This is a genomic window from Streptomyces sp. RLB3-17 (assembly GCF_007113425.2).
GTDB lineage: Bacteria > Actinomycetota > Actinomycetes > Streptomycetales > Streptomycetaceae > Streptomyces > Streptomyces mirabilis_D.
This window is the reverse complement of sequence record NZ_CP041610.2, coordinates 8,230,426-8,254,651: the sequence shown is the minus strand read 5'-3', so window position 1 is coordinate 8,254,651 and position 24,226 is coordinate 8,230,426. Positions and strand designations below refer to the sequence as shown.

At 69.1% G+C, this 24,226-nt stretch carries 21 protein-coding genes; 8 read left to right on the top strand and 13 right to left on the bottom strand.

Annotation, left to right across the window (positions count from 1 at the left end; translation table 11 throughout):
- Window position 1 precedes the first annotated feature (1 nt).
- Window positions 2-1,141, bottom strand: coding sequence for a CobW family GTP-binding protein (locus tag FNV62_RS37180; protein ID WP_225900899.1), 1,140 nt, complete (start codon window positions 1,139-1,141; stop codon window positions 2-4).
- A gap of 437 nt (window positions 1,142-1,578) precedes the next feature.
- Here FNV62_RS37180 and FNV62_RS37175 point away from each other — a divergent pair, with 437 nt between their 5' ends.
- Together FNV62_RS37175 and FNV62_RS37170 are read left to right on the top strand one after the other, a co-directional pair.
- Window positions 1,579-2,085 (top strand): DUF6082 family protein, encoded by a 507-nt coding sequence (locus FNV62_RS37175; RefSeq protein ID WP_097286532.1) that lies wholly within the window; start codon window positions 1,579-1,581, stop codon window positions 2,083-2,085.
- A gap of 670 nt (window positions 2,086-2,755) precedes the next feature.
- Window positions 2,756-2,992, top strand: a complete 237-nt coding sequence (locus FNV62_RS37170) for a hypothetical protein (protein WP_054229908.1) — start codon at window positions 2,756-2,758, stop codon at window positions 2,990-2,992.
- A gap of 168 nt (window positions 2,993-3,160) precedes the next feature.
- Here the strand turns inward: FNV62_RS37170 and FNV62_RS37165 are convergent, their stop codons facing one another.
- Window positions 3,161-4,339 (bottom strand): citrate synthase/methylcitrate synthase, encoded by a 1,179-nt coding sequence (locus FNV62_RS37165; protein WP_054229907.1) that lies wholly within the window; start codon window positions 4,337-4,339, stop codon window positions 3,161-3,163.
- Window positions 4,340-4,437: 98 nt separating this feature from the next.
- Between FNV62_RS37165 and FNV62_RS37160 the strand changes: the two genes are divergently transcribed.
- The 4 genes from FNV62_RS37160 (at window position 4,438) to FNV62_RS37145 (ending at window position 9,382) form a co-directional block, all read left to right on the top strand.
- The gene (locus FNV62_RS37160; protein WP_225900491.1) at window positions 4,438-5,742 is read left to right on the top strand and encodes a citrate synthase; all 1,305 of its coding nucleotides are present in this window, start codon (window positions 4,438-4,440) and stop codon (window positions 5,740-5,742) included.
- A gap of 100 nt (window positions 5,743-5,842) precedes the next feature.
- Window positions 5,843-6,787, top strand: coding sequence for a sucrase ferredoxin (locus FNV62_RS37155; protein WP_143628403.1), 945 nt, complete (start codon window positions 5,843-5,845; stop codon window positions 6,785-6,787).
- A gap of 121 nt (window positions 6,788-6,908) precedes the next feature.
- Complete coding sequence (locus FNV62_RS37150) at window positions 6,909-8,705, top strand: sensor histidine kinase (protein WP_143628401.1); 1,797 nt, start codon at window positions 6,909-6,911, stop codon at window positions 8,703-8,705.
- The gene (locus FNV62_RS37145; protein WP_097286530.1) at window positions 8,702-9,382 is read left to right on the top strand and encodes a response regulator; all 681 of its coding nucleotides are present in this window, start codon (window positions 8,702-8,704) and stop codon (window positions 9,380-9,382) included. Before FNV62_RS37150 ends, FNV62_RS37145 begins: the two co-directional genes overlap by 4 nt.
- A gap of 159 nt (window positions 9,383-9,541) precedes the next feature.
- Here FNV62_RS37145 and FNV62_RS37140 read toward each other — a convergent pair whose 3' ends face one another.
- The 3 genes from FNV62_RS37140 to FNV62_RS37130 all read right to left on the bottom strand — a co-directional run bounded on the left by FNV62_RS37140 (window position 9,542) and on the right by FNV62_RS37130 (window position 12,448).
- Window positions 9,542-10,606 (bottom strand): ABC transporter substrate-binding protein, encoded by a 1,065-nt coding sequence (locus tag FNV62_RS37140; RefSeq protein WP_054229904.1) that lies wholly within the window; start codon window positions 10,604-10,606, stop codon window positions 9,542-9,544.
- 161 nt (window positions 10,607-10,767) lie between these two features.
- On the bottom strand, window positions 10,768-11,643 hold the full coding sequence (locus tag FNV62_RS37135) for an ABC transporter permease (RefSeq protein ID WP_143628399.1): 876 nt from the start codon (window positions 11,641-11,643) through the stop codon (window positions 10,768-10,770).
- Complete coding sequence (locus FNV62_RS37130) at window positions 11,633-12,448, bottom strand: ABC transporter ATP-binding protein (protein WP_054229902.1); 816 nt, start codon at window positions 12,446-12,448, stop codon at window positions 11,633-11,635. The genes FNV62_RS37135 and FNV62_RS37130 overlap by 11 nt, the downstream gene beginning before the upstream one ends.
- Before the next feature lie 161 nt (window positions 12,449-12,609).
- Here FNV62_RS37130 and FNV62_RS37125 point away from each other — a divergent pair, with 161 nt between their 5' ends.
- Window positions 12,610-13,302, top strand: a complete 693-nt coding sequence (locus FNV62_RS37125; protein ID WP_054229901.1) for a response regulator — start codon at window positions 12,610-12,612, stop codon at window positions 13,300-13,302.
- A 121-nt stretch (window positions 13,303-13,423) separates the two neighbouring features.
- Here the strand turns inward: FNV62_RS37125 and FNV62_RS37120 are convergent, their stop codons facing one another.
- From FNV62_RS37120 to FNV62_RS37095, 6 genes are all read right to left on the bottom strand, one after another.
- The gene (locus FNV62_RS37120) at window positions 13,424-15,016 is read right to left on the bottom strand and encodes a cation acetate symporter (protein ID WP_054229900.1); all 1,593 of its coding nucleotides are present in this window, start codon (window positions 15,014-15,016) and stop codon (window positions 13,424-13,426) included.
- On the bottom strand, window positions 15,013-15,495 hold the full coding sequence (locus tag FNV62_RS37115) for a DUF485 domain-containing protein (protein WP_143628397.1): 483 nt from the start codon (window positions 15,493-15,495) through the stop codon (window positions 15,013-15,015). Before FNV62_RS37115 ends, FNV62_RS37120 begins: the two co-directional genes overlap by 4 nt.
- 105 nt (window positions 15,496-15,600) lie before the next feature.
- Window positions 15,601-16,284 carry a response regulator transcription factor gene (locus FNV62_RS37110; RefSeq protein ID WP_097286527.1) on the bottom strand — a complete coding sequence of 228 codons (684 nt, stop codon included), beginning with the start codon at window positions 16,282-16,284 and terminating at the stop codon, window positions 15,601-15,603.
- A complete protein-coding gene (locus FNV62_RS37105) occupies window positions 16,281-17,432 on the bottom strand; it encodes a sensor histidine kinase (RefSeq protein ID WP_143609385.1) in 1,152 nt (383 codons plus the stop codon). The genes FNV62_RS37110 and FNV62_RS37105 overlap by 4 nt, the downstream gene beginning before the upstream one ends.
- A complete protein-coding gene (locus tag FNV62_RS37100) occupies window positions 17,429-17,953 on the bottom strand; it encodes a DUF1453 domain-containing protein (RefSeq protein WP_097286525.1) in 525 nt (174 codons plus the stop codon). The genes FNV62_RS37105 and FNV62_RS37100 overlap by 4 nt, the downstream gene beginning before the upstream one ends.
- A gap of 498 nt (window positions 17,954-18,451) precedes the next feature.
- A complete protein-coding gene (locus FNV62_RS37095; RefSeq protein ID WP_054229895.1) occupies window positions 18,452-20,575 on the bottom strand; it encodes a DNA gyrase/topoisomerase IV subunit B in 2,124 nt (707 codons plus the stop codon).
- A 440-nt stretch (window positions 20,576-21,015) separates the two neighbouring features.
- Between FNV62_RS37095 and FNV62_RS37090 the strand changes: the two genes are divergently transcribed.
- Window positions 21,016-21,246, top strand: a complete 231-nt coding sequence (locus FNV62_RS37090; protein WP_054229894.1) for a hypothetical protein — start codon at window positions 21,016-21,018, stop codon at window positions 21,244-21,246.
- 374 nt (window positions 21,247-21,620) lie between these two features.
- Here the strand turns inward: FNV62_RS37090 and FNV62_RS37085 are convergent, their stop codons facing one another.
- Both FNV62_RS37085 and FNV62_RS37080 read right to left on the bottom strand, forming a co-directional pair.
- Window positions 21,621-22,439: a S1 family peptidase gene (locus FNV62_RS37085; RefSeq protein WP_143603135.1), complete on the bottom strand. Its 819-nt coding sequence runs from the start codon at window positions 22,437-22,439 to the stop codon at window positions 21,621-21,623.
- 133 nt (window positions 22,440-22,572) lie between these two features.
- Window positions 22,573-24,108 (bottom strand): RNA polymerase sigma factor, encoded by a 1,536-nt coding sequence (locus FNV62_RS37080; RefSeq protein ID WP_060894398.1) that lies wholly within the window; start codon window positions 24,106-24,108, stop codon window positions 22,573-22,575.
- Between the last annotated feature and the right edge of the window lie 118 nt (window positions 24,109-24,226).

Here is a 24,226-nt window from a genome sequence, read left to right as displayed (position 1 = left end):
ATCAGCCGGTCTCTTCGGGACCGTCGGGCTCCTCGTCCTGTACGTGGCTGCCCTGCAGGTAGCGGTCCTGTACGTGGCTGCCCTGCACGTAGCGAAGGACGCCCCACATGCTGTGTTCGTCGGCGTGTGGGGCGTCCTTTTCGCACGCCTCCAACTCCTTGGCCAGAGCCGAGGTGTCGATGCCGGAGCCGATCAGCACGAGCTGGGTGAGCCGCGCCTCGGCAGAAGCCCAGGGCTCCGGGTAGAAGCGCAGAAACCGCCCGACGGCATGCACGGCGTACCGGTTGTCCCTGTCCTGGACGCCGAAATCGACGTAGCCCTTGATGCGATAGAGCCCCTCGGGCCTGCTGTCGAGGAAGTCCATCAACTCCCGGGGACCGAGCGGCACCTCGGAGCTGAAGGAGAGGGATTCGTAGGCGGAGTGCAGGTGGTCGTGGTGTCCCTGGGGACCGCTCTCGTCGTGCCGGTGGAGGTCGTCGAAGGACAGCTGCCCGACGCGCTCCTCACTCGGCCTGCAGTCGAAGAGGAAGTCGGGATCGACGCGGCCGTAGGTGGCGGGCACGACGGCGGCCCGGTCGACAAGCCCGCGTACGGTGCGCAGCACGCGCTCGCCGTCCTCGGCTCGGTCGATCTTGTTGACGACGACGAGGTCGGCGAGGGCGAGATGCCGGTCGATCTCGGGATGCTTCTCGCGCGTACCGTCGAACTCGGCCGCGTCGACCACCTCGACGAGCCCGCCGTAGACGATCCGCGGATGCTCACTGGCCAGCACCATCCGCACGAGCTCCTGAGGCTCGGCGAGGCCGCTCGCCTCGATGACGATGACGTCGATACGGGCCGAGGGCCGGGTCAGCCGCCCGAGATACTCGTCGAGCTCACTGGCGTCGACGGCGCAGCACAGGCATCCGTTCCCCAGCGAGACGGTGGAGTCCCCCAGCGCCCCGGCCACGGCCATCGCATCGATCTCGATCGCCCCGAAGTCGTTGACGACGGCGCCGATGCGGCTGCCTCCGCTGCGGTGCAGGAGGTGGTTGAGCAGGGTGGTCTTGCCTGAGCCGAGAAAGCCGGCGAGGACGACGACCGGGATCTGCCGGGCGGAAGTTCCGTCGAGGTGGACCTGGTCACCGGCGGTCCGGTCGATGGGGACCTGACCTGAGGTCCGGTCGATCAGGACCCGACCTGAGGTCTGATCGATCGGGACCTGCTGCGGGCTGGGCTGGCTCAACGGGCGACCTCTTTCACACCGACGCGTGCTCCGGCTCATGAACCGGCTCTTGGACGAGGACGGCTCGTAAACCGGCGCTCGTACGGGAAATGGCTGCCGACCAAGGATACGAGTGGGAGGAATCCCCGCGAAGTGAACGATTGTTAGCGGCGCTCGCGGGGCACACGTTGGGCATGGCGCCGGGAAACGCAACCCGCACTTCCCTCCGTGCGCCTCCTCTCCGCCTCCCCGCCGATCAGAGCCGCTCGGCAAAACTGGGAGACGGCAAGCGCGCCGCCCACCGCTCGCCGGTCCGCTCCCTGTCGCCCCACAACCGACGACCGGCGGAACGGTCGCCTGATTCGGGGGTTGACATGGCCACACAGAATTCCGCGATACGGAGGCTTGGCTCAGGTGCCTGGGCCAAGCTCACCCTCGCGGCCAACGCCGTCGCGGAACGCAGCTCACGGCAGCGCAGGCGCGCCGTGCTCACCGAGCAGCACCGGCTCCATTTCGATCTGTTGTGCAAGGCCATGGACGATCCCGCCCTCGCCGCGGTCCTGAACACGTACGAGACGGAGATCAGCTCCGAGGAGCAGCGGCAGTACCTCTTCGCCAACGCGCTCTACATCAACGCCCTGTATTTCCACCGGATCGGGGCTCTGACGCGTGCGGAGCTGCACGGCCACTTCCGCATCATGTGCCAGAACCAGATCTTCCGGGCGTACTGGGAGGCGACGGAGCACCACCGCAAGAGCCTGCCCGACTCCTCCAAAGAGGCCGAACTGGGCCGGATGATGGACAGCCTGATCCAGGATCAGACGGATTCCGACACCGACGAATGGTGGGTCGTGGGCGAGCCCGACGAAGAGACGCCGTGACCCCTGGCGCGCCCCGCACACGGCTCTCGCATGCCGCCAACGGACGATGCCGACGTGCACTCCGCTGCCCAGTGTCACCTTGCGCACCGCGGGCAACAGGAGCCGATATGTTGTCGCCCGTCCGGACCTCCGGGCACTCCGACGAACACCCCTGCGCTCGGAGACACCTTGCCTCCGACGAGCATCTCCGCTCGGACTCAGCCACGCTCCGAGGACCCCACAACTCGGAGCCACCCAGCACTCCGAACCATGAGGTCGGTACCACTCCGTGGAGATCACGACATACGCCGTGGCAGTCGTGGAAAGGTGTTCCGGCATCGGACATGACGCCGCAGGCCACCACGCATCGATGGGAGGCGTGAGCCGGACACCCCGCACGCGCGGGGAGTGCGCCGCCCGTGATCTCGATGCGTACGTATCACCCCAATGCTACTTTTCGTCAAGGGGAGATGCCGAAGTTCACTCGACTGCTTGGTTGCTTTGCGCACCATGGGCAACAAGAAGCGCTAAATTGTCGCCTGCCCGGTCTACGGGCACTCCGACGAACACCCTGCGCTCGGAGACAGATCTCTTGCCTCCGACGAACATCTCCGCTCGGAGTCAGTCACGCTCCGAGGACCCGCGGCTCGGAGGCACCCATCAGTCCGAGCCATAAGGTTGGTACCACTCCGTGAAAATCGTGCGACGTGTCGGGGCTACACCACGCGAGCGCGGCAGCGCCACTGGCCAGTCGTGCCCCGACATCTTCGAACTCAGTGACGGCAGCTTCGCTGTCATTGGGCGCGAGGCCACCAAGGAACTCGACCCCGAGCTTCCGCCCGACGCCGCACGAGCCGACTATGAGCGGATCGTCATCATCACGCGCGAGACCCTGCTCCGCGCGAAGAAGGACATCCCTGATGCTTGACGTCACCGCCGCCGGGAACTCTTCCAGGAATTGATCCAGGCACGGCCCCAGGAACCGATCACGGGCAACTGAAGGTCGGATTTCCGCCCGGTACCCCTTGGGCCATGACGTCCAGGCCCGGCATCGACGTGATGCCGGGCCCTTCACGTGTCACGACACTGGATCGCGTCAGCCGGCCACCGGAACCGCCACCGGTGGAACCGGCCCCACATACCGTGCCGCCGGACGGATGATCTTCGGGTCCTCCGCCTGTTCCAGGATGTTGGCGCTCCAACCGACGACGCGGGCCGCGGCGAAGGTGGGGGTGAACATCTCCCGTGGGAGGCCGCAGAGTTCCATGACCACGCCCGCGTAGAACTCCACGTTGGTGTGGAGTTCTCGGCCGGGCTTCAGCTCGGCCAGGATCGCCTCCACCCGGTGTTCGACCTCGACGGCGAAATCGACCAGAGAACCGCCGAACTGCTGGGCGATACCGCGGAGCATGCGGGAGCGGGGGTCCTCGGTGCGGTACACCGCGTGTCCGAAGCCCATGATGCGATCGCCCGCGAGGACTCGTTCACGGATCCAGGAGTCGATGCGGTCGGAAGTACCGATCGCGTCGAGGGTGTCCAGGGCCCGGCTCGGCGCACCACCGTGCAGCGGGCCCGACAGCGCCCCGACCGCGCCCACCAGGCACGCCGCCACGTCCGCCCCTGTCGACGCGATCACCCGCGCGGTGAAGGTTGACGCATTGAATCCATGATCAATAGTTGATATCAGGTACTGCTCGACCGCCCGGGCCCGCGCCGGGTCCGGCTCCGAGCCCGTCAGCATGTAGAGGTAGTTCGCCGCGTACGGCAGGTCGTCACGCGGTTCCACCGGCTCCAGCCCCCGCCCGAGCCGATACAGCGCGGTGAGCAGCGTCGGCGCGGCCGCGCACGCCGCGAGCGTGTCCGCGCGACGCCGGTCGACGTCGATGTCGTACACGGGCCGGAACCCCAACGACGCCCCGAGCAGCGACAACGCGGTCCGCAGTCCCGCGAGCGGTCCGGACGGTCCGGTCGCCGCGGCGATCGCCGGCAGCGCCACGCGCACCTCCTCCGGCAGCCCACGCAGTGCCGCGGTCCGCGCGGCGAAGGCGGCACCGCGCGCCGCGTCCGGCAGTTCACCGTGGACCAGTAGATGCCAGACGTCCTCGAACCCGCGGGTCTGCGCGAGTTCGACGGCCGAGTACTGGCGGTAGTGGTAAAAGCCCTCTCGCCCCCTGACGTCACCCAGTGCGGTGTCGGTGACGACGACGCCCGAGAGTCCTCTCGGTACGTCGACAGGGGTGATGGACGGTGCGGTCGCGGCCGGGTTGTTCGGCATGCATTCCTCCCTGAACTTGATTCGACTGTCCATGCTTGACTGGATCGGTGTCAATATTGATTGGATCAATATGCCGATACACGGATACGGTGGCGTCCATGAGGGATCACGAACCGGCAGGGTCGACGCACGAAGGACGCGAGGGACACGAAGGACCGGGAGGACGCGGAGGCCACGAAGGCCGGCGGCTCAGCACCAGGGAGACCGCCGAGCTGCTCGGCGTGAAGCCCGAGACCGTGTACGCGTATGTGAGCCGCGGTCAGCTCGGCAGCCGACGCGACCCCGGAGGCCGGGGCAGCACCTTCGACGCCAAGGAGGTGGAGGCACTCGCCCGGCGCAACAGGCGGGACTCCAGCGGGAGTTCGAGCACCGGCGGCGAGCTGTCCGTCCGTACCCGCATCACTCTCATCGACAAGGACCGGTACTACTACCGAGGCGTCGACGCGACCGAACTGGCCGCGCGTCACTCCTACGAAGAGATCGCCGAATGGCTGTGGACCGGACAGCTGCGCCCCGGCGTCACGTTCACCGCCCCGGAGGCGTCCGTCACCGCCGCCCGCCGCGCCGTGGACGCGCTGCCCGAGCACAGCGGCCCCACGGATCGGCTCCGGGTCGCCGCGATCGCCTCCTCGGCCGCCGATCCACTGCGCTTCGACCTCTCGGAGAGCGCCGTCCTCGGCACCGCGCGCACCCTCATCCCCACCCTCGTCGCCGCCCTCCCGCCCCTGCGTCACGACCATCGCGACGAAGGCCCGCTGGCCCACCGGCTGTGGGGACGCCTCACCGGCAGGACTCCCGACGGGGCGTCACTGCGTGTGCTGGACACGGCACTCGGCCTGCTCGTCGACCACGATCTGGCCGCCTCGACGCTCGCGGTGCGGGTCGCCGCCTCGGCGCGGGCGCACCCGTACGCCGCCGTCTCGGCGGGCCTCGGCGTGCTCGAAGGCCCCCTGCACGGCGCGGCCAGCGGCCTCGCCCACCGGCTGCTCCTCGACGTCCTCGACCAGGGCACCGCGGTCCCCGTGGTCGCCGACGAGCTGCGCGCCGGACGCCGTGTCCCCGGGCTCGGCCACCGGCTCTACCCCGGCGAGGACCCACGCGCGCGTGCCCTGTTCGCCCTCCTGGAGGAGGTCCCGGGCGCGGCGCCCGCCCTGGCGGCGGCCCAGGACATCGTGACCACCACGGCCCGGCACACTCCCCTGCACGCCAATGTCGACCTGGCACTGGCCGTCCTCACGGTCTCCTCCGGCATGTCCGCCTCCGCCGGGGAGACGGTTTTCGCCGTCGCCCGAACAGCAGGATGGATCGCACACACCCTGGAGGAGTACGCGGAACGCCCGCTGCGCATGCGCCCGAGCGGTCACTACGTAGGAGCTCGGCCGCCGCAGCCACTCCCCGAGTGAGCCCCAGCGCGCCCCCACAGCACTCCGAATGCGCCCAAAGTGCGCCCCCACACTCACGGTCGGAAGTCGCCCTGGGCGAAGTCAGGTTAGGCTCACCTCTGTGAGTACGTGCACGACCGTGTCCCGCGACCTCGACGAGCCCCTCGCGGGGACCGCGGCGACCGCGAGGACATGGCTGCTCCTCGAACAGCCGGGCCCTTGGGGTGCCAAGGCGCTCACGTCGAGCCACCTGGACCCGGCGCTCGGCCGCGCGCTCGAAGACGCGGCCCAGGACACCGGGGTGCGGATCGCACTCATCCGCCGCCCCGGACGACACGCCGACTGCGGTGCGCACGCCGAGCGCCAGGTGTACGCGGCTCACACCACCCCGGGCAACGTGTGGCTGCACAGCGCCACCACGTGCGCTCCTGAGCAGTTGCTCGACCTGGACTTCACCGCGCTCGGCACGGGAGACCCGCGCACCTTCGACGCGGCTCTCCAGGGTCGGCGCCACACGGGCGACCCGCTCGCGCTCGTCTGCACCAACGGCAAGCGCGACCGCTGCTGCGCTCTCCTGGGCCGCCCCCTCGCGGCGGAACTCGCCGCCTCGGGCGTGGCGGGCGCGTGGGAGGTCACCCATCTCGGGGGCCACCGCTTCTCGCCCACCCTGCTCGTCCTGCCGTACGGATACGCCTATGGGCGGGCCGAGGCCCACGCGGTCAAGGAGATCCTCCAAGGCGTCCGGGAGGGCCGCGTCGTCACGGAGGGCTGCCGTGGCAACTCGGCGTGGGAGCGGCCCGGGCAGGCGGCGGAGCTGGCCGTGCGCAGGGCCTGCGGAGAGCACGCCGCGGAAGCCCTCGGCGTCGTCCGCACGGACGGCGCGGCGCCGCGCTGGGAGGTGACCGTCGCCCACACGGACGGGCGCCTGTGGCGCGTCATCGTCGCGCAGGGCGCCTCACTGCCGCCCCGCCCGGAGAGCTGCGGCTCGGCCCTGGGTTCCCCGGCCCGGATGGACGTGGTGGCCGTACGGGAGATGCCCCGGGCCACGATCCCCGTAGCCTGCTGACCAGGAGTCCTGAGCAGGCCGGCCCCCCTACCCGCCGACCACAGCTTCCCCACACCCCACTCGAGAGATCCACGCCACACTCCCTTCGGACCGGCGCGCGCTCCCCCGTACCGTCATGGGTATGAGCCCCACTCCCCCCGCACGACGACTGCGCCTCGGTCTGCCGCGGCGGGCGTTCTCTCAGGTGCTGCTGATGCAGGTGGCGATAGCCGCCGGGGTCGCCGTACTCGCGACGGGGCTGTTCCTCGCCCCGCTCAGCGCCCAGCTCGACAACGAGGCCATGCGCCGGGCGCTCGCGATCGCGCAGACCACGGCGGCCCAGCCGCAGATCGCCAGGGACCTGCAGACGACCCTGCCGTCCGTGAAGGGCCCCGTACAGGTCGCCGCGGAACGGATCCGCAAGGCCAGCGGGGCCGAGTACGTCGTGGTGATGAACACGCACTGGGTGCGCTGGTCGCACAAGGACACCTCGCAGATCGGCAGGGTCGTCTCGACCTCCCCCACGAAGGCCCTGGCCGGCGAGGACGTCATGGAGATCGACAGCGGCACGCTGGGGCGCTCGGCCCGCGGCAAGGTGCCGCTGCGCGACGCCGACGGGCACATCATCGGAGCGGTCTCGGTGGGCATCGAGTACGACAGTGTGCGCGCCCGGCTGATCCACTCGATCCCGGGACTCCTCGCGTACGCGGGCGGGGCCCTGGCCGTCGGCGCGTTCGCCGCGTACCTGCTCTCCCGACGGGTTCAGCGGCAGACCCGTGACCTGGCCTTCTCCGACATCTCGGCGTTGCTCGCGGAGCGCGAGGCGATGCTGCACGGCATTCGGGAGGGCGTCATCGCCCTGGACCGTGTCGGCCGCGTACGGCTCCTCAACGACGAGGCGCTGCGCCTGCTCGGGCTCGACGCGGAGGCCATCGGGCAGCCGCTCGACGACGTGCTCGGGCCGGGCCGCACGACCGATGTGCTGGCCGGAAGGGTCACCGGCACGGATCTGCTGACGGTGCGCGGTCAGCGCGTCCTGGTCGCCAACCGCATGCCGACCGACGACGGCGGCGCCGTGGCCACCCTGCGCGACCGCACGGAACTGGAGCAGCTGGGCCGTGAACTCGACTCGACCCACGGTCTGATCGACGCCCTGCGCGCGCAGGACCACGAGCACGCCAACCGGATGCACACGGTCCTGGGGCTGCTGGAGCTGGAGATGTACGACGACGCCGTGGAGTTCGTCGGCGAGGTGGTCGGCGACCACAGGGTCACCGCGGAACAGGTCACCGAGAAGATCCACGATCCGCTCCTGGCCGCCCTGCTGGTCGGCAAGGCCACGGTGGCGGCCGAGCGCGGGGTGGCTCTCTGGGTCGCGGACGGGACCCTGCTGCCCGACCGGCTGGTCGATCCGCGGGGGCTGGTCACCGTTGTGGGCAACCTGGTCGACAACGCACTCGACGCCGTCGCGGGCACCCCGCACGCGCGCGTGGAGGTCGAATTGCACGCCGAGGGACGCACGGCCGTGTTGCGCGTACGGGACACCGGGCCCGGCATTCCGACGGAGCGGCGGGAGCTGATCTTCACGGACGGGTGGTCCACGAAGAAGCCACCCGCGCACGGCAAACGCGGACTCGGGCTCTCCCTGGTGCGTCGGCTCGCCGAGCGGCAAGGAGGCAGCGCGGAGGCGGCGGAGGCCGACGGAGGGGGCGCGGAGTTCACGGTCGTACTGCCGGAAGCGCTCACGGAGGCCGGTCTCGGGCCGGCGGACAGCCTGGTTCCGGCGGAAGGCCTGGAGCCGGCGAAAGGTCTCATGCCGGGCCTGGAGGGCGAAGCCAGCCGCGGGCCCGCACCGGAACTCGTACGACAGCCGGACACGTTGTCCCAGAACACCACCGGCGCCACCGCCGCCACGACCGCCGAGGAGGAGTCGCGATGATCGAGGTTCTGGTCGTGGACGACGACACGCGGGTCGCGCGGGTCAACGCCGCGTACGTCGACAAGGTGCCCGGATTCCGTGTCGCCGGCGAGGCGCACAGCGCCGCCGAGGCGCTGCACGGGATAGAGACGCTGCCCCACCTGGACCTGGTCCTGATGGACCACTATCTGCCCGACGAGACGGGCCTCGCGGTCGTCCAGGAGATGCGCCGGCGCGGCCACCAGACCGACGTCATCATGGTGACCGCGGCCCGTGACATCTCGACCGTCCAGGCGGCGATGCGGCAGGGCGCCCTGCAGTACCTGGTCAAACCGTTCGCCTTCGCGGGCCTGCGCGCCAAGCTGGAGGCGTACGCGGGTCTGCGCCGCACGCTCGACGGCGGCGGCGAGGCCGAACAGGCCCAGGTGGACCGGATTTTCGGCGCCCTGTCGGCGAGTGTGGAGCCGGACCTGCCCAAAGGGCACTCCCCCACGACCGCGGAGCTCGTCCGGCGGGCCCTGCTGACCGCCGAGGGGCCGCTGTCCGCCCAGGAGATCGCCGAGGAGACCGGACTGAGCCGACAGACCGCCCAGCGCTATCTGAAGCTCCTGGAGCGCACGGGACGGGCCAGGCTGACCCTCAAATACGGCGACGCGGGCCGCCCGGAGCATCGCTACGTCTGGGCGACCCGCGCCTGAGGGCACGGCCGAAGAGGGGAAAATCCCGAAGGCAGGGCCACGGGGCGGGGGGAAGAGGCCGCGCCCCGCTCTGACCTGGACCAGTGGCGGCCGTCATTTCTCCGCCGGTGGTGGCCTCGGTGACCTTGGTGACCTTGGTGACCTCGGTGGCGTTCTTCCTCAGCCGGTGGCGGCCTTCTTCACGAACTCCGTGGTGTACGTCTTGCTCAGGTCCACCTTGGCGTTCTTGATGTTGGGGTTGAACGCCTTGAGCACCTTCTCGACAGTCGCGGGGCCGTCCACGGGCATCACGCCGTCCTTGGTGAACATCGGCAGCGTGCTCTGGATGGCGGTCGCGTAGAGCGTCTTGTTGCCCTGGGAGTAGTCGGCGGGCATCTTGGCGGCGATCTCGGAGGCGCTGTGCGTGGACATCCACTTGAGGGTCTTCACGAAGGCGTTGGCCAGCTTCTGGACCGTCTCCTTGTGGCCGTTCACCCAGTCCGTCTGCATGTAGAGGCTGGACGAGGGATACGGTCCGCCGAGCGCCTGCTGCGAACCACTCGGCGTCCGCATGTCGATGAGCACCTTGCCGAGGCCCTTCTGCAGGACCGTGGCGACGGTCGGGTCCGTCGTCATGCCGCCGTCGATGGCCCCCTTCTGGAGCGCCGAGACGAAGGTCGGACCCGCGCCGACGGCGACCGGCGCGAACTCGCTGACCTTCACACCGTTCTTGACCGCGAGGTACTTGGTGAGGAAGTCGGTGGAGGAACCGAGCCCGGTGACGCCGAGCTTCTTGCCCTTGAAGTCCTTGGGCGAGGTGATGTCGTCCGCTCGCTTGTTGGAGACGATCTCCACCTCACCGGGCGCGTGCGAGAACTGCACGACGGACTCCACGGCCTTGCCCTTGGTCTGCAGGTCGAGAGTGTGGTCGTAGAAGCCGACGGCTCCCTGGACCTGTCCGGACACGAGTGCGGTCTCCGCCTGCACACCGGCCGGCTCACTCAGGAGTTCGACATCCAAACCCTCGTCGTTGAAGTAGCCGAGCCGCTGCGTGAGCATCGCCGGCATGTAGATGACCTTGTCCAGGCCGCCGACCATGATCTTGACGTGCTCCCCCTTGCCGCCGCCCCCGTTGCTGCCGGAGTCGGCGGTGGTGGAGGCCGCGTCGTTGGCGCAGGCGGTGAGCGAGGAGAGGGCGAGCAGACCGGCGGCTGCCAGCGCGGAGTATCTGGCGGTCTTGCGCATGATGGGTCACGTCCTTGTGAGAGGGCAGTGCGGGAAAAGGGGTGCCCTGGGAAGCGTTGAGCGGAAAGGGAGCACCCTGGAGAGCGTTGAGAGGAAGTCGGGCACCTTGGAGAGCCTTGAAAAGTGGAAATCCGGCACCCTGGGCGGGTGTTGGCCGCCGATCAGCTCTCGGAGTCCGACGGCTTCCAGCAGAAGATGCGGCGCTCGGCGAAGGTGAGCAGCCCTTCGGCCAGCAGGGCGACGACGGCGAGGATGACCATCGCGGCGTACACACCGGCCGCGTTGAAAGTGCCCTGGGACTGGGCGACGAGCAGGCCGATGCCCTTGGTGGCGCCGATGTACTCGCCGACGATCGCACCGATGAGGGCGAAGCCGAAGCTGACGTGGAGGCTGGTGAAGATCCACGAGGTGGCGGAGGGGATGACGACCTGAAGCGTCACCCGGCGGTCGCTCGCCCCCAGGATCCGGGCGTTGGCGACGAGGTTGCGGTCGACCTCGCGGGCACCCTGGAACGCGTTGAAGAAGACCGGGAAGAAGACCAGGACCACGGCCGAGGCGACCTTGGAGGCCGGCCCTAGCCCGAACCAGATCACGAAGATCGGCGCGAGGACGATCCTGGGTATGGAGTTGAGCACCTTGATGTATGGACCAAGGACATCGGCGAGGAAGGCGATGCGGCCCAGCGCGATACCGAAGACCACACCGGCCACGACTCCGATGACCCAGCCGAGCAGTGCCTCTTGGAGCGTGTACCAGACCTGCTCGCCCAGTGAGCCGAGCGCCGTCCCGTGGGTCACCCAGGTATAGACCTGATCCCAGATCTTCGACGGCATGGAGAAGTTGAACGGGTCGATGATCTTGGCGCGTGCGAACACCTCCCACAGGCCGAGCACGGCGACCAGGAGCACCGCACGGGCGGCGGCGACGATCACCCTGCGTCTGCGGGCGGCACGAGCACGGGAGTGGGCGCGTCCCGGCTTGGCGGGCTCGGTGGCGGTCGCCGCGACGACGGTCTCGGGCATGACGTCAGGCGACATTCGCGGCGCCCCTCTCTCGGGTGATGCGGACCTCTTCACCGAGGGACTCCCAGATCTCACGGTAGATCTCGATGAACCGCGGCTCCAGGCGCACCGATTCGACCTTGCGCGGCCTCGGCAGATCGATGTCGAAGACCTGCTTCACGGTGGCGGGGCCCGCGGTCATCACGACGACCTTGTCGGCGAGCGCGATGGACTCCTCCAGGTCGTGGGTGACGAAGACGACCGAGGCGCCCGTGCCCTCCCACAGTTCCAGCAGCTCGTCCGACATCAGGGCCCTGGTCTGCACGTCGAGCGCCGAGAACGGCTCGTCCATCAGCAGGATCTCGGGGTCGTTGACGAAGGTCGCGGCGAGGGCGACGCGCTTGCGCTGACCGCCGGAGAGCTGGTGGGGATAACGGTCCTCGAAGGCCGACAACCCGACCCTGGCGAGCCATTCGCGGGCCCGCTGCTTGGCCTCCGTCTTCGGAACACCGCGAAAACGCGGGCCCGCCATGACATTGGACAGGACCGTCCGCCAGGGGAAGGTGGCGTCCTGCTGGAAGACGAAGCCGACCTTGTCGCCGACGCCCGCGACCGGCTCACCGGCCACCAGGACCTCGCCCTCGGTGGGCTCCTCCAGACCGCTCACCAGGGTCAAGGTCGTGGACTTCCCGCAGCCGGTGGGACCGACGACGGCCACGAACTCGCCACGGCCGATGGTCAGATCCAGTTCCCTGACCGCCGTGTGCAGACCCCCTGACGGGGTCTTGAAGATCTTGCTCGCGCCCCGCAGCTCAATGGCGGGGCTGGTGTCTGCGCTCATGGCCCGGGACCGTAGATGTGGCGCGGGCCACAGCATCAGTCTTCTGGGCGCAAGGCCTTCTTATGCTTGCAAGAGTCTGTTGTGCTCGTTTTGCTCGCGCTACAACAGCGGAGCCGAAACACGGGCTTAACGCTCGCCAGGCCTTGAGAGAAAGAGGCCCGATGATTGACGTCCTGGTCGTGGACGACGACTTCCGCGTCGCTGAGATCAACGCGAAGTACGTGGGGAAGGTTCCCGGATTCCGGGTGGCCGCCCGCGCGCACAGCGCTGCCCAGGCCCTGGCCGCCGTGGAGCGCGCGCCCGTCGACCTGGTCCTGCTCGACCACTATCTGCCCGACCAGACGGGCCTCGAACTGGTGCACCGCATGCGCGAACGCGGCCACGGCACCGACGTCATCATGATCACCGCGGCCAGCGACGTGACGACCGTGCAGGCCGCGATGCGTCTGGGCGCCCTGCACTATCTGGTCAAGCCGTTCACCTTCGCCGCGCTGCGCACCCGCCTCGACTCGTACGCGGCCCTGCGGCGCACCGTCGACCGGGTCGGCGGGCGCGGCGTGGCGGGTCAGGAGCAGGTCGACCGGATCTTCAGCGCCCTGCGCACCACGCCCGTCCCGTCGTCGCCGGGACTGCCCAGCGGCCACTCGGAACCCACCACGGACCTGATCTGCGGTGTCCTCCACCGCGCGAACCAGCCGCTGTCGGCCCACGAGGTCGCGGCCGAGACCGGGCTCAGCCGCTCCACCGCGCAGCGCTATCTGCGCCACCTCGAACAGGCGGGACGGCTGCGCCTCTCGCTCAAGTACGGCGACACGGGCCGCCCGGAACACCGGTACGCCTGGGTGGCGCCCTAGCCCCACGCCGTACGCCGAGCCCATGACATCGACCCGGCGCTCGACGTATGTCGTTGAGCCGTACGTCACTGGGGGCGCCCCCACTGCTGGAGGCGCCCCCGGACACTCAGCTGGGGCCGCCTCAGACCGCGCCGGCACCCGTCAGCGACCGCACCTCGGTCTCGGCGTGCTTGGCCTCGTCCGGCGGCTCCGCGGACGTGACCGTGCCCAGCCAGCCCGCCAGGAAGCCGAGCGGAATCGACACCAGGCCGGGGTTCTGCAACGGGAAGTACTGGAAGTCCACGCTCGGGAACAGCGAATCGGGACTCCCTGTCACCACAGGCGACAGCAGGACGAGCAGCAGCGCGGGCACCAGGCCGCCGTATACGGCCCACACGGCACCGCGGGTCGTGAAACTCCGCCAGAACAGCGAGTACAACAGCACCGGCAGGTTCGCGGACGCGGCGACCGCGAAGGCGAGGCCCACCAGGAAAGCCACGTTCAGATCACGGGCCAGCAGCCCGAGCGCGATCGCGACCACCCCGATACCCACCGCCGCCGTACGCGCCACGGCGACCTCGCTGCGGGGCTTCGCGTGCCGGCGGCGCATCGAGGCGTAGAGGTCGTGGGCCACGGACGCCGAGGACGCCAGGGTGATCCCGGCGACGACCGCGAGGATCGTTGCGAAGGCAATGGCCGCGACGACAGCAAAGAGAACCGTTCCTCCCGCGGAGTTCGCGCCGCCGCCCAGATCCAGCGCCAGCAGCGGAACCGCCGTGTTGCCCGCCGCGTTCGCTCCCCGCACCGTCTCCGGGCCGACGATCGCCGCCGCGCCGAAGCCCAGCACGATCGTCATGAGATAGAAGCCCCCCAGGAGCCCGATCGACCAGACCACCGAGCGCCGTGCTGCCCGTGCCGTGGGCACGGTGTAGAACCGCGACAGGATGTGCGGCAGCCCGGCCGTGCCAAGCACCAGCGCGAGGCCGAGACTGATGAAGTCGAAGCGCGCCGTCCAGTCCCCGCCGTACTTCAACCCGGGTGCGAGAAACGCGTCACCATGGCCGCTGCGCTCCGCCGCCGCACGCAGCAACTCATTCACGTCCCCGTGGAACCGCAGCAGGACGAGCACGGTCAAGGCGATGGAACCGCTCAGCAACAGGACCGCCTTGACGATCTGAATCCATGTGGTGGCCCGCATCCCTCCCAGCGACACATAGATCACCATGAGCGCGCCGACGCCGATCACCGTCCAGTTCCGCGCCGCCTCGCTCGAACCTCCCAGCAGTAGCGCGACCAGGCTGCCCGCCCCCACCATCTGCGCCACCAGATACAGAACGGACACGGTCACCGAAGAGGTTCCCGCCGCGATCCGCACCGGCCGTTCGTTCATCCGGGCCGCGACAACGTCGGCGAGCGTGAACCGCCCGCAGTTGCGCACCAGTTCGGCGACAAGGAACAGGACGACCAGCCAAGCGACGAGAAACCCGACGACATACAGCAGCCCGTCGTAGCCGTAGAGCGAGATGAGCCCCGTGACCCCCAGGAACGACGCCGCCGACATGTAGTCGCCCGAAATGGCAAAACCATTCTCCATCGGCGAGAACAACCGCCCGCCGGCATAGAACTCCTCAGCCGACCCGTGCCTGTTTCGACTCACCCACGTCGTGATCCCCAGCGTCACCGCCACGAACGCGCTGAACAGCAGCAACGCCAGTGTCTGATGGTTGCCCGTCACCGCTCACCACCTCGGACGCTCCGGGTCAGCTCCTGGGTGTCCCAGCGCAGATCCAGTGCGGCCCGGTCCCTGCGCAGCCGCGCATGCCGCGCGTACGCCCACGTGAACAGAAACGTGCTGAGGAACTGCCCGAGCCCCGCCACCATCGCCACGTTCACCGCGCCGGCGACGGGCTGGGCCATGAACCCGGGCGCCGTCGTCGCGGTCACCACATAGCCCACGTACCAGGTGAAGAACACGGCGACGCCCGGCACCACGAACCTCCGGTACCGGCTGCGCACTTCCTGGAAGGCCGCGCTGCGCTGCACCTCCAGATAGACGTCGGCCGTCCCGCCCGTGCGACCTTCGTGCTCCGGGCGCGCGAACGGCACGGCGGGTGCGCCCGTGCTGTCCAACTCACCCCAGCCGGAAGCGAGCGCGTCGTACCAGGGGTCATCGAACCGGACCTCCCCGGTATCGCGCCCGTCGTGCTTCTCCACCGAACTCTCCTTGTCCGCGACCCTTTTTCTGCCGCGTGCCCAAGGATGGACAGATCGGGAAGATCCCGGACTCTTCTCTCCGCGCTCTTCACCCCATCAGGTGACTCATCGCGTCGGTGGCCGTACGAGACCTTTCCCAAAGGCGTAACGCACCGCCTGAGCACGGTCCTTGAGGCCCGTCTTGGCGAAGAGGTTGTTGATGTGGGTCTTCACGGTGGCGGGGGAGACATGCAGTCTGCGGGCGATCTCCTGATTGGTGAGTCCCTCGGCGATCAGCAGCAGCACCTCGGTCTCCCGCGTGGTGAGCCCATCGGGCGGCTCCACGGGCGCAACGGCCGAGGGCGCCGGCTCCGACAGCCGCTCCAGCAGTCGCCGTTGGATGCTCGGCGAGAGTCCCGCGTCCCCGGACAGCACGCTTTCCACCGCGCGCACGATCTCGTCGCCGCCCGCGTCCTTCGTGAGATAGCCCCGGGCTCCCGCTCTGAGCGCGGGGAACAGCGACTCGTCGTCCGCGTACGTGGTGAGCACGACGACCTGTGTCCCCGGATGCTCGGCGCGAATACGCCGGGTCGCCTCGACGCCGTCGCAGCGCGGCATGCGCAGGTCCATCAGCACGACGTCAGGGGCGAGCTCGGCCACCAGCGCCACGGCCTCGTGCCCGTCCCCCGCCGCACCCACGACCTCGATCCCCGGCAGCAGGCCCAGCAGCATCACAATGCCTTCGCGCACCACGGTCTGGTCGTCAGCCACCACGACCCGAGCCGGCTTCCTGGTCCCCTCCTCCGTCATACGGGCACCCTCAGCGTCACCACGAACCCCTCCTCGTCCGGCCCGGCCTCCAACGAGCCGCCCAGCAGCTCAGCACGCTCCCGCATGCCCAGCAGACCGTACCCGGCCCCCGCACCGCTGAGTTCGCCCGGCGGTCCTCCCGAGTCCCGTACGCCCAGGGTCACTTCGTGCTCGCCGTACTCGAGCCGCAGGTGGACCTTGGCGCCCGGCGCATGCTTGCGGACGTTCGTCAGGGCTTCCTGCGCCACCCTGCGCACCGCCTGCGAGGCCTCGGCGGGCAGCGGCTGCCGTTCACCCGAGACGGTGATGTCGGCGCCGTCCGCCGTGGCGACCAGCTCGCTCAGGAAGTCCTCCACCGGGGACATCTCCCCCCGAAGGGCGGAGAGCGCCTGCCGGGTCTCGGCGAGCCCCTCACGGGCCATCCCACGTGCCGCCACGACCCGCTCGAGGATCTGCTCCCGGTCGCCGCCCCGCTCGATCAGCAGCCGGGCCGCCTCCAGATGCACCATCTGTGCCGAGAGACTGTGCGCCAGGACGTCATGGATCTCCCGCGCGATCCTGGCCCGCTCCGCCAGTGCCGCGGACTCCGCCTCGGCCACACGAGCCGCCCGCTCCTGAGCGAGCAACCGCTGGGCACTGCCGCGGGCCTCCGCGTCGAGGCGCAGCACGTATCCGGCCAGGGCGAGCCCCCCGGCGGTGGCGGCCGTGGTCAGCCAGACGTCGTTGTTGACCGCCGCGAACGCGCTCAGTGCCACGGAGGTGGCAGGCAGCGCCGCCGCCAGAGGCAACCTCTCTATGGCGCTGATGGCGCACCCGCACCACAGGACGATGGCCGGCACCCGGAATCCCGTGCTCGCTCCCACCGTCGCGATCGCGAGCAGCAGGGCGAGCAGCGCCAAGGACGGCAGCAGACGGTGTTCGAGCGTGGTCCGCCAGAAGGCCCACGCCGCCAGCCCGCAGACGAGGACCCCCAGAGCGCCCGCCACGATCTTCCAGGCGCCCAGATGGCCGCTCGTGAAGGTCGTCCACAGGAGCAGGCCGAGGGCGAAGAGGCGCGCGGCCCAGGCGAGCGCGCGCCTGGACTTGACCACTCCCGCTCGGGACAGCGCCTCGCGGGAGGGCCAGCGCTTCAAGGCGTTCTCCGTCACACGCGCTCCTTCCACGAGCCCTGGGGCACGTCGTCACCGTACGCCGTCGCCTGCGTGACGGCCGGGTGCAGAGACTGAGAACGCCAGGCCAGGATCCCGGAGCGGACCAGCAGAGTGGCCGCGAGGGCGAGCAGCAGGGCGGAGCTGTCCTGATGGACGCCCAGCAGGGCGCCGATGCCGAACAGTCCCAGCCGCAGGGCTATGCCCACGCCCCAGACGGCCGCGCCGGCCTTGGTGCTCTTGCTCCACACCGAGCCGTCCGGCTCCGCCCATATCCGTGTCGTCCACCCCCACGCGGCTCCGATGGCCAGCCCTATGAACAGCTCTGCCCCGAGCAGCAGAATCGCCTCGGTCCGATGGTGGATGTCGATCAGGCCCGGCTCCCGCAGAGCGATCACGACCAGGACGCCGGGCACGACCCACCAGCGCCTGTCCGTGCTGATCCTGCGCGTACGGAACTGGCGCGCGATGACCAGCACAACAACGGCAAGGATCACCAAGGCATTGACGAGCCCGGACATCACGACCTCCGTGGGCGAGGAAGAGCGGGTTCCGACAGCGAGCACTGTCGACGCCTTCGACGCTACGGAAATCGGCAGCTCAGCAGATCGGAGCCGGGGTGGATCGCGGGTGGATCCGCACCCACCCCATCCCTCCACCCACGGGTGGAGCCCCCCACGCCCCCACCGCGTGTCTCGCCCCCGCCGCCCCTACCCGTCCCATCCCTGGGGGCTGCGCCCCCAAAACTCCCCTGTCGGCCTGAACGACCTCGTCCTCAAACGCCGGACGGGCTGAAAGAGGCGCGCCAACGCTTCTCTCGGGCGCGGGGAACGGCACGCCCAGCCCCACAGCCGGGCCCCCACGGAAGGGGCCGTGGCGGTGCGTCGCAAGCCCGTCGCTCACGCCCGGATCGAGCAGCGGCTCCGTTGCCCGGCCCACGCCTGATCCAGCGGCGACGGGCTCGACGTACCGCCACGGCCCCGACCCACCACAGCCACCCGGCACCGCCGCCGCAGCGCCTACGCGTCGATACGCGACCGATCCAGCGTCGCCGCAGAGCTGGAGATGAACTCCTTACGGGGAGCGACATCGTTCCCCATCAGCAGGTCAAACACCTGCTCGGACGCCTCCAGGTCGGAGATATTGATCCGCCGCAGCGTCCGGTGGCGCGGGTCCATCGTCGTCTCCGCCAGCTGATCGGCGTCCATCTCGCCAAGACCCTTGTAACGCTGGATCGAGTCCTTGTAGCGCACGTTCTTGCGCTGCAGCTCCAGCAGCGTCTCGCGCAGCTCACGGTCCGAGTACGTGTAGACGTACTTGTCCTGGCCCTTCTTGGGCTGGCTCAGCTCGATGCGGTGCAGTGGCGGCACCGCCGCGAACACCCGCCCCGCCTCGACCATCGGCCGCATGTACCGCTGGAAGAGCGTCAGCAGCAGAATCCGGATGTGCGCACCGTCGACGTCGGCGTCGACGAGCAGGATGATCTTCCCGTACCGCGCCGCGTCGATGTCGAACGTCCGCCCGGACCCGGCCCCTATGACCTGGATGATCGCGCCGCACTCGGCGTTCTTGAGCATGTCCGTGACGGACGCCTTCTGGACGTTGAGGATCTTGCCGCGAATCGGCAGCAGCGCCTGGAACTCGGAGTTCCTGGCCAGCTTGGCGGTGCCGAGCGCGGAGTCTCCCTCGACGATGAACAGCTCGCTGCGCTCGACATCGTCGCTGCGGCAGTCCGCGAGCTTGGCGGGCAGCGAGGAGGACTCGAGGGCCGTCTTGCGACGCTGCGCGTCCTTGTGCTGACGGGCCGCGATCCGCGTACGCGCGGCAGCCACGGCCTTCTCCATCACGACCCGGGCCTGCGCGGCCGCGTCCCGCTTCGTGGTGGTCAGGAAGGCCTTGAGTTCGTTGGAGACCACGTTCGTCACGATCCGGCGGGCCGCCGAGGTGCCGAGGACCTCCTTGGTCTGCCCCTCGAACTGCGGCTCCGCGAGGCGCACGGTGACGACGGCGGTCAGGCCCTCCAGCGCGTCGTCCTTGACGATGTCGTCCTCGGCGACCCGCAGCAGCTTCTTGGCCCGCAGCACCTCGTTCATCGTCTTGGCGACGGCCTGCTCGAAGCCGGCGACGTGGGTGCCGCCCTTGGGCGTGGCGATGATGTTCACGAACGACTTGAGGTTCGTGTCGTAACCGGTGCCCCAGCGCAGCGCCACGTCGACGCCGAGCTCACGGGTGACCTCGGTGGGCGTCATCTGCCCGTGGTCGTCAAGGACCGGGACGGTCTCCTTGAAGGTGCCCTGCCCGGAGAAGCGGAGGACGTCACAGACAGGCTTGTCGGCGGCCAGGTACTCGCAGAATTCGCTGATGCCTCCGTCGAAGCGGAAGGACTCCTCGCCCTTGCTGCCGCCCTCGCCGAGCCCGTATTCGTCACGGACGACGATGGTCAGGCCGGGCACCAGGAACGCGGTCTGGCGGGCGCGCTGGTGCAGGTTCTCCAGGGAGAGCTTGGCGTCCTTGAGGAAGATCTGGCGGTCGGCCCAGTAGCGCACGCGCGTGCCGGTGCGGGTTTTGGGGATCCGCTTCAGCTTCCGCAGACCGCTGCTCGCGTCGAAGGCGGCCTCGGGACCGTCCGCCTTGAACGCTCCCGGGGTGCCGCGCCGGAAACTCACCGCATGGGTGTGGCCACTACGGTCCACCTCGACGTCCAGACGGGCGGAGAGCGCGTTCACCACGGAGGCGCCCACGCCGTGCAGACCGCCGGAGGCCGCGTACGAGCCGCCTCCGAACTTGCCGCCCGCGTGCAGCTTGGTCATCACGACCTCGACGCCCGACATGCCTGTCTTGGGCTCCACATCGACCGGGATGCCGCGGCCGTTGTCCCGCACCTCCACCGAGGCGTCGTCGTGCAGGATCACCTCGATGTGGTCACAGTAGCCCCCGAGGGCCTCGTCCACGGAGTTGTCGATGATCTCCCACAGGCAGTGCATCAGACCGCGGCTGTCGGTCGAGCCGATGTACATGCCGGGGCGCTTGCGTACGGCCTCGAGCCCCTCGAGGACGAGCAGGTGCCGCGCGGTGTAGTTGGAACCGTCCCGGTCTGCTCCGGTCAGCAACGCTGTGGACGGCACGGACGTGTCGGCGGTCACGCGGTTCGCTCCTCGCTGAATTTCAGATGGGACCCTTGTGGGTAAGGGGTCGGCTTCGGTCTCCGCTCAGAGGGTACCGAGGCCTGGTAGAGCCGTTGTAACGCCACCCTCGCATGAACTCAGACTAGTCCAGGCTCGCATGGGTGTTCGATCCCTCGATGGAGTGAAGTACATATCACGTTCCCTTCCAGGCATGAACCATTTAGGCTCCGGGCACGTCCTCATGAACAACCGGCAAGCCAGCCGGGGAGGACTGACCCTGACAGACAGCGCGAACCCGTAAGACACAAAGACACGTAATACGGCTCATTCGCCGCCACCCGGCAGCAGACAGCCGCCCCGGAAGAATTTTTCGAGGAAAAGCCACGAGCGGGAACGTTTTCGGCCTGGTTGGATGTTGACCCTGGTACGACAGCTCGTCGAGCTAGAGAAGAGGCGACGTGACTACTGTTCTGACCCCCGCGAGCCCGCTGACGGCCGCTGACCGCTGCGACCGTTGCGGCGCCCAGGCATATCTGCGCGTCGTCCTCCTCAGCGGCGGTGAACTGCTCTTCTGCGCCCACCACGGGCGCAAGTTTGAGCCGGAACTCAAGAAGATCGCCGCTGAGATACAGGACGAGACGGAGCGACTGACGTCGGTCCCGGCAACGTCCAACGACGAAGAGCACTGACACTTCGCGTCAACGACGACGAGCCAGCTCTGGCAATAGGCCGGTGTACGGGCGGTCACCCCTGCTACTCGGGGTGACCGCCCGTATGCGTACCGCTTCTTGGCGGTGCGCCACCGCCCGGAGCCTCACGGCCCCGTGCGGAGGCGACAGGCGCCGTGCTCAGGCACGTCAACGCGTCACACCCTTGCCGCGCACCTTCACGCGCCACCGGCCCGCTCCGGCGCACGTTGACGGGCCACCGGTCCGTACCGCTCCAGCGCACCTCCATTCGTCACCGGCGCGAATCAGTCCCCCCACGCGCCACCCGGTTCCTTTCACCCGGCGCCCCGTGATCCGCGACCCGGTGCGGTCCGTACCGCTTCCCCCCCACGCCCTCAGCGGCGCTTGCCGAGCGCCTTGACGACGTCCGAGACCCGTGTGTAGACCCCGGGGCTTCCGGCCTGCCCACAGCCGCTGCCCCACGACACAAGGCCGATCAGCCGCCCCTGGGCCACCAGCGGGCCACCGCTGTCCCCCTGGCAGGCGTCCCGCCCGCCCGCGGCCGCCCCGGCGCACACCATGGAAGTGGCTTGATAGGTTCCGTTCTCACTCCCCGGGTACGCCCGCTCGCAGACGGAGTCGGACAGTACGTTCACGCCCGCGGACCGCAGACCGTGCGCGTAGTTGCCGGTGCCCGTCGTATCGCCCCAGCCGTAGACCGTGGCGACCGTGCCGGGTGCGTACGCGGGATCCCCTGAGGAGGCCATACGGATGACCGAGCTCTGGGGCAGCGGGGAGGCGAGGGTGATCACGGCGAAGTCACCGGCGTTCGTGACGGCGTCGTACTGCGGATTGACCCAGGTGTCGCGCACCGGGATCTCCTTGCCCTTGTCGGACAGCAGGTCGGTGCGGTCCGCGATGATCTTCAAGTCGTGCATCTGCTGCGGCGGTACCCCCAGCACGAGCGGGCTCAGGCAGTGGGCCGCGGTCAGCACTTGCGACGGGCCGATCACCACGCCCCCGCAGAACTGCCCGGCCCGCGTTCCTCCGAACCGGTCACGGCTGGACAGTGCGACCGTCCACGGACTCTGGGCGATGTCGACCGGATGGCCCCCGATGACGATGTCGTCGGTCGCGGCCTGGGCGGGGGATGCCAGCGGTATGAGGGCCGCGGCGGCCGCAAGGGCCAGTACTGGGGCGAAAGGACGGCGCATGCGCGTTCCTCACTCTGGGATGGTCATGGAAAACCCAGAGTGATCCAGCGGACGGCAGCGCGCACTCCATGCGTGCGCCGAGGGCCCGGCTCCCCATCGGGAGTCGGGCCCTCGGCGACAGTACGGTCGAGACCTAGTCGAGGTAGTCGCGCAGCACCTGCGAACGCGACGGGTGGCGCAGTTTCGACATCGTCTTCGACTCGATCTGACGGATCCGCTCACGCGTGACGCCGTACACCTTGCCGATCTCGTCGAGGGTCTTCGGCTGACCGTCGGTGAGACCGAAACGCATGGAGACGACGCCCGCCTCGCGCTCGGACAGGGTGTCGAGGACGGAGTGCAGCTGCTCCTGGAGGAGCGTGAAGCTGACCGCGTCGGCCGGGACGACGGCCTCGGAGTCCTCGATGAGGTCACCGAACTCGCTGTCGCCGTCCTCGCCCAGCGGGGTGTGCAGCGAGATGGGCTCGCGGCCGTACTTCTGGACCTCGATGACCTTCTCAGGGGTCATGTCGAGTTCCTTCGCCAGCTCCTCCGGGGTGGGCTCGCGGCCCAGGTCCTGGAGCATCTGACGCTGCACGCGCGCGAGCTTGTTGATGACCTCGACCATGTGCACCGGGATACGGATGGTGCGGGCCTGGTCGGCCATGGCGCGGGTGATCGCCTGACGGATCCACCAGGTGGCGTACGTGGAGAACTTGTAGCCCTTGGTGTAGTCGAACTTCTCCACCGCGCGGATCAGACCGAGGTTGCCCTCCTGGATGAGGTCCAGGAACAGCATGCCGCGGCCGGTGTAGCGCTTGGCCAGGGAGACCACCAGACGGAGGTTGGCCTCCAGGAGGTGGTTCTTGGCCCGACGGCCGTCCTCGGCGATGATCTCCAGCTCGCGCTTGAGCTTGGGGGCGAGCTTGTCGGCGTTGGCCAGCTTGTCCTCGGCGAACAGGCCGGCCTCGATGCGCTTGGCGAGCTCGACCTCCTGCTCGGCGTTGAGCAGGGGGACCTTGCCGATCTGCTTGAGGTAGTCCTTGACCGGGTCGGCGGTGGCGCCGGCCGCGGCGACCTGCTGCGCGGGCGCGTCGTCCTCGTCCTCGTCGGACAGGACGAAGCCCTGGGCGCCGTCCTCGGCGGGCTCCTCGGCACCGGGCTTGCCCGGGGTCTCCTCGACCGCCTCGTCGTCGATCAGCTCGACGTCGTCCTTCTTGGCGGTGGTCTTCTTGGCGACGGCCTTCTTGGCGACCGTCTTCTTCGCGACGGCCTTCTTGGCGACCGTCTTCTTGGCGGCGACCTTCTTGGCGGACGCGTCCTCAGCCGGATCGTCGGCCATGGGCACCGCCGGGGCGGTGGTGGCGGTGGCCTTCTTGGTGGTCACCGTCTTCGCCGCGACCGTCTTGGTGGCGGTGCGCTTGGCCGGACTCTTCGCTGCGACGCTCTTTCGGGTGCGCTTGGGCTCCGCGGCACTGACCATCAGCGTCACACCCTCTTCCTCGAGGATCTGGTTGAGGCTGCGCAGTACGTTCTTCCACTGAGTGGCCGGAATCTGGTCAGCTTCGAAGGCCCGACGCACGTCATCGCCGGCGATCTGCCCCTCAGCCTTTCCCCGCTCAATGAGCGCCATGACAGAGACGGACTCGGCGATCTCCGGCGGGAGCGTACGGGATGTGCTGGCCGACACGAACAACCTCTCGGAACGTTGGAAAACGGCTTCCGGCCCCGTCCACTGCGGACAGGAGCCGACGACCGCCGACTTGGGGATGGGTCGACGGCGCGGGCGGGAGCCGGGAAGATGCACA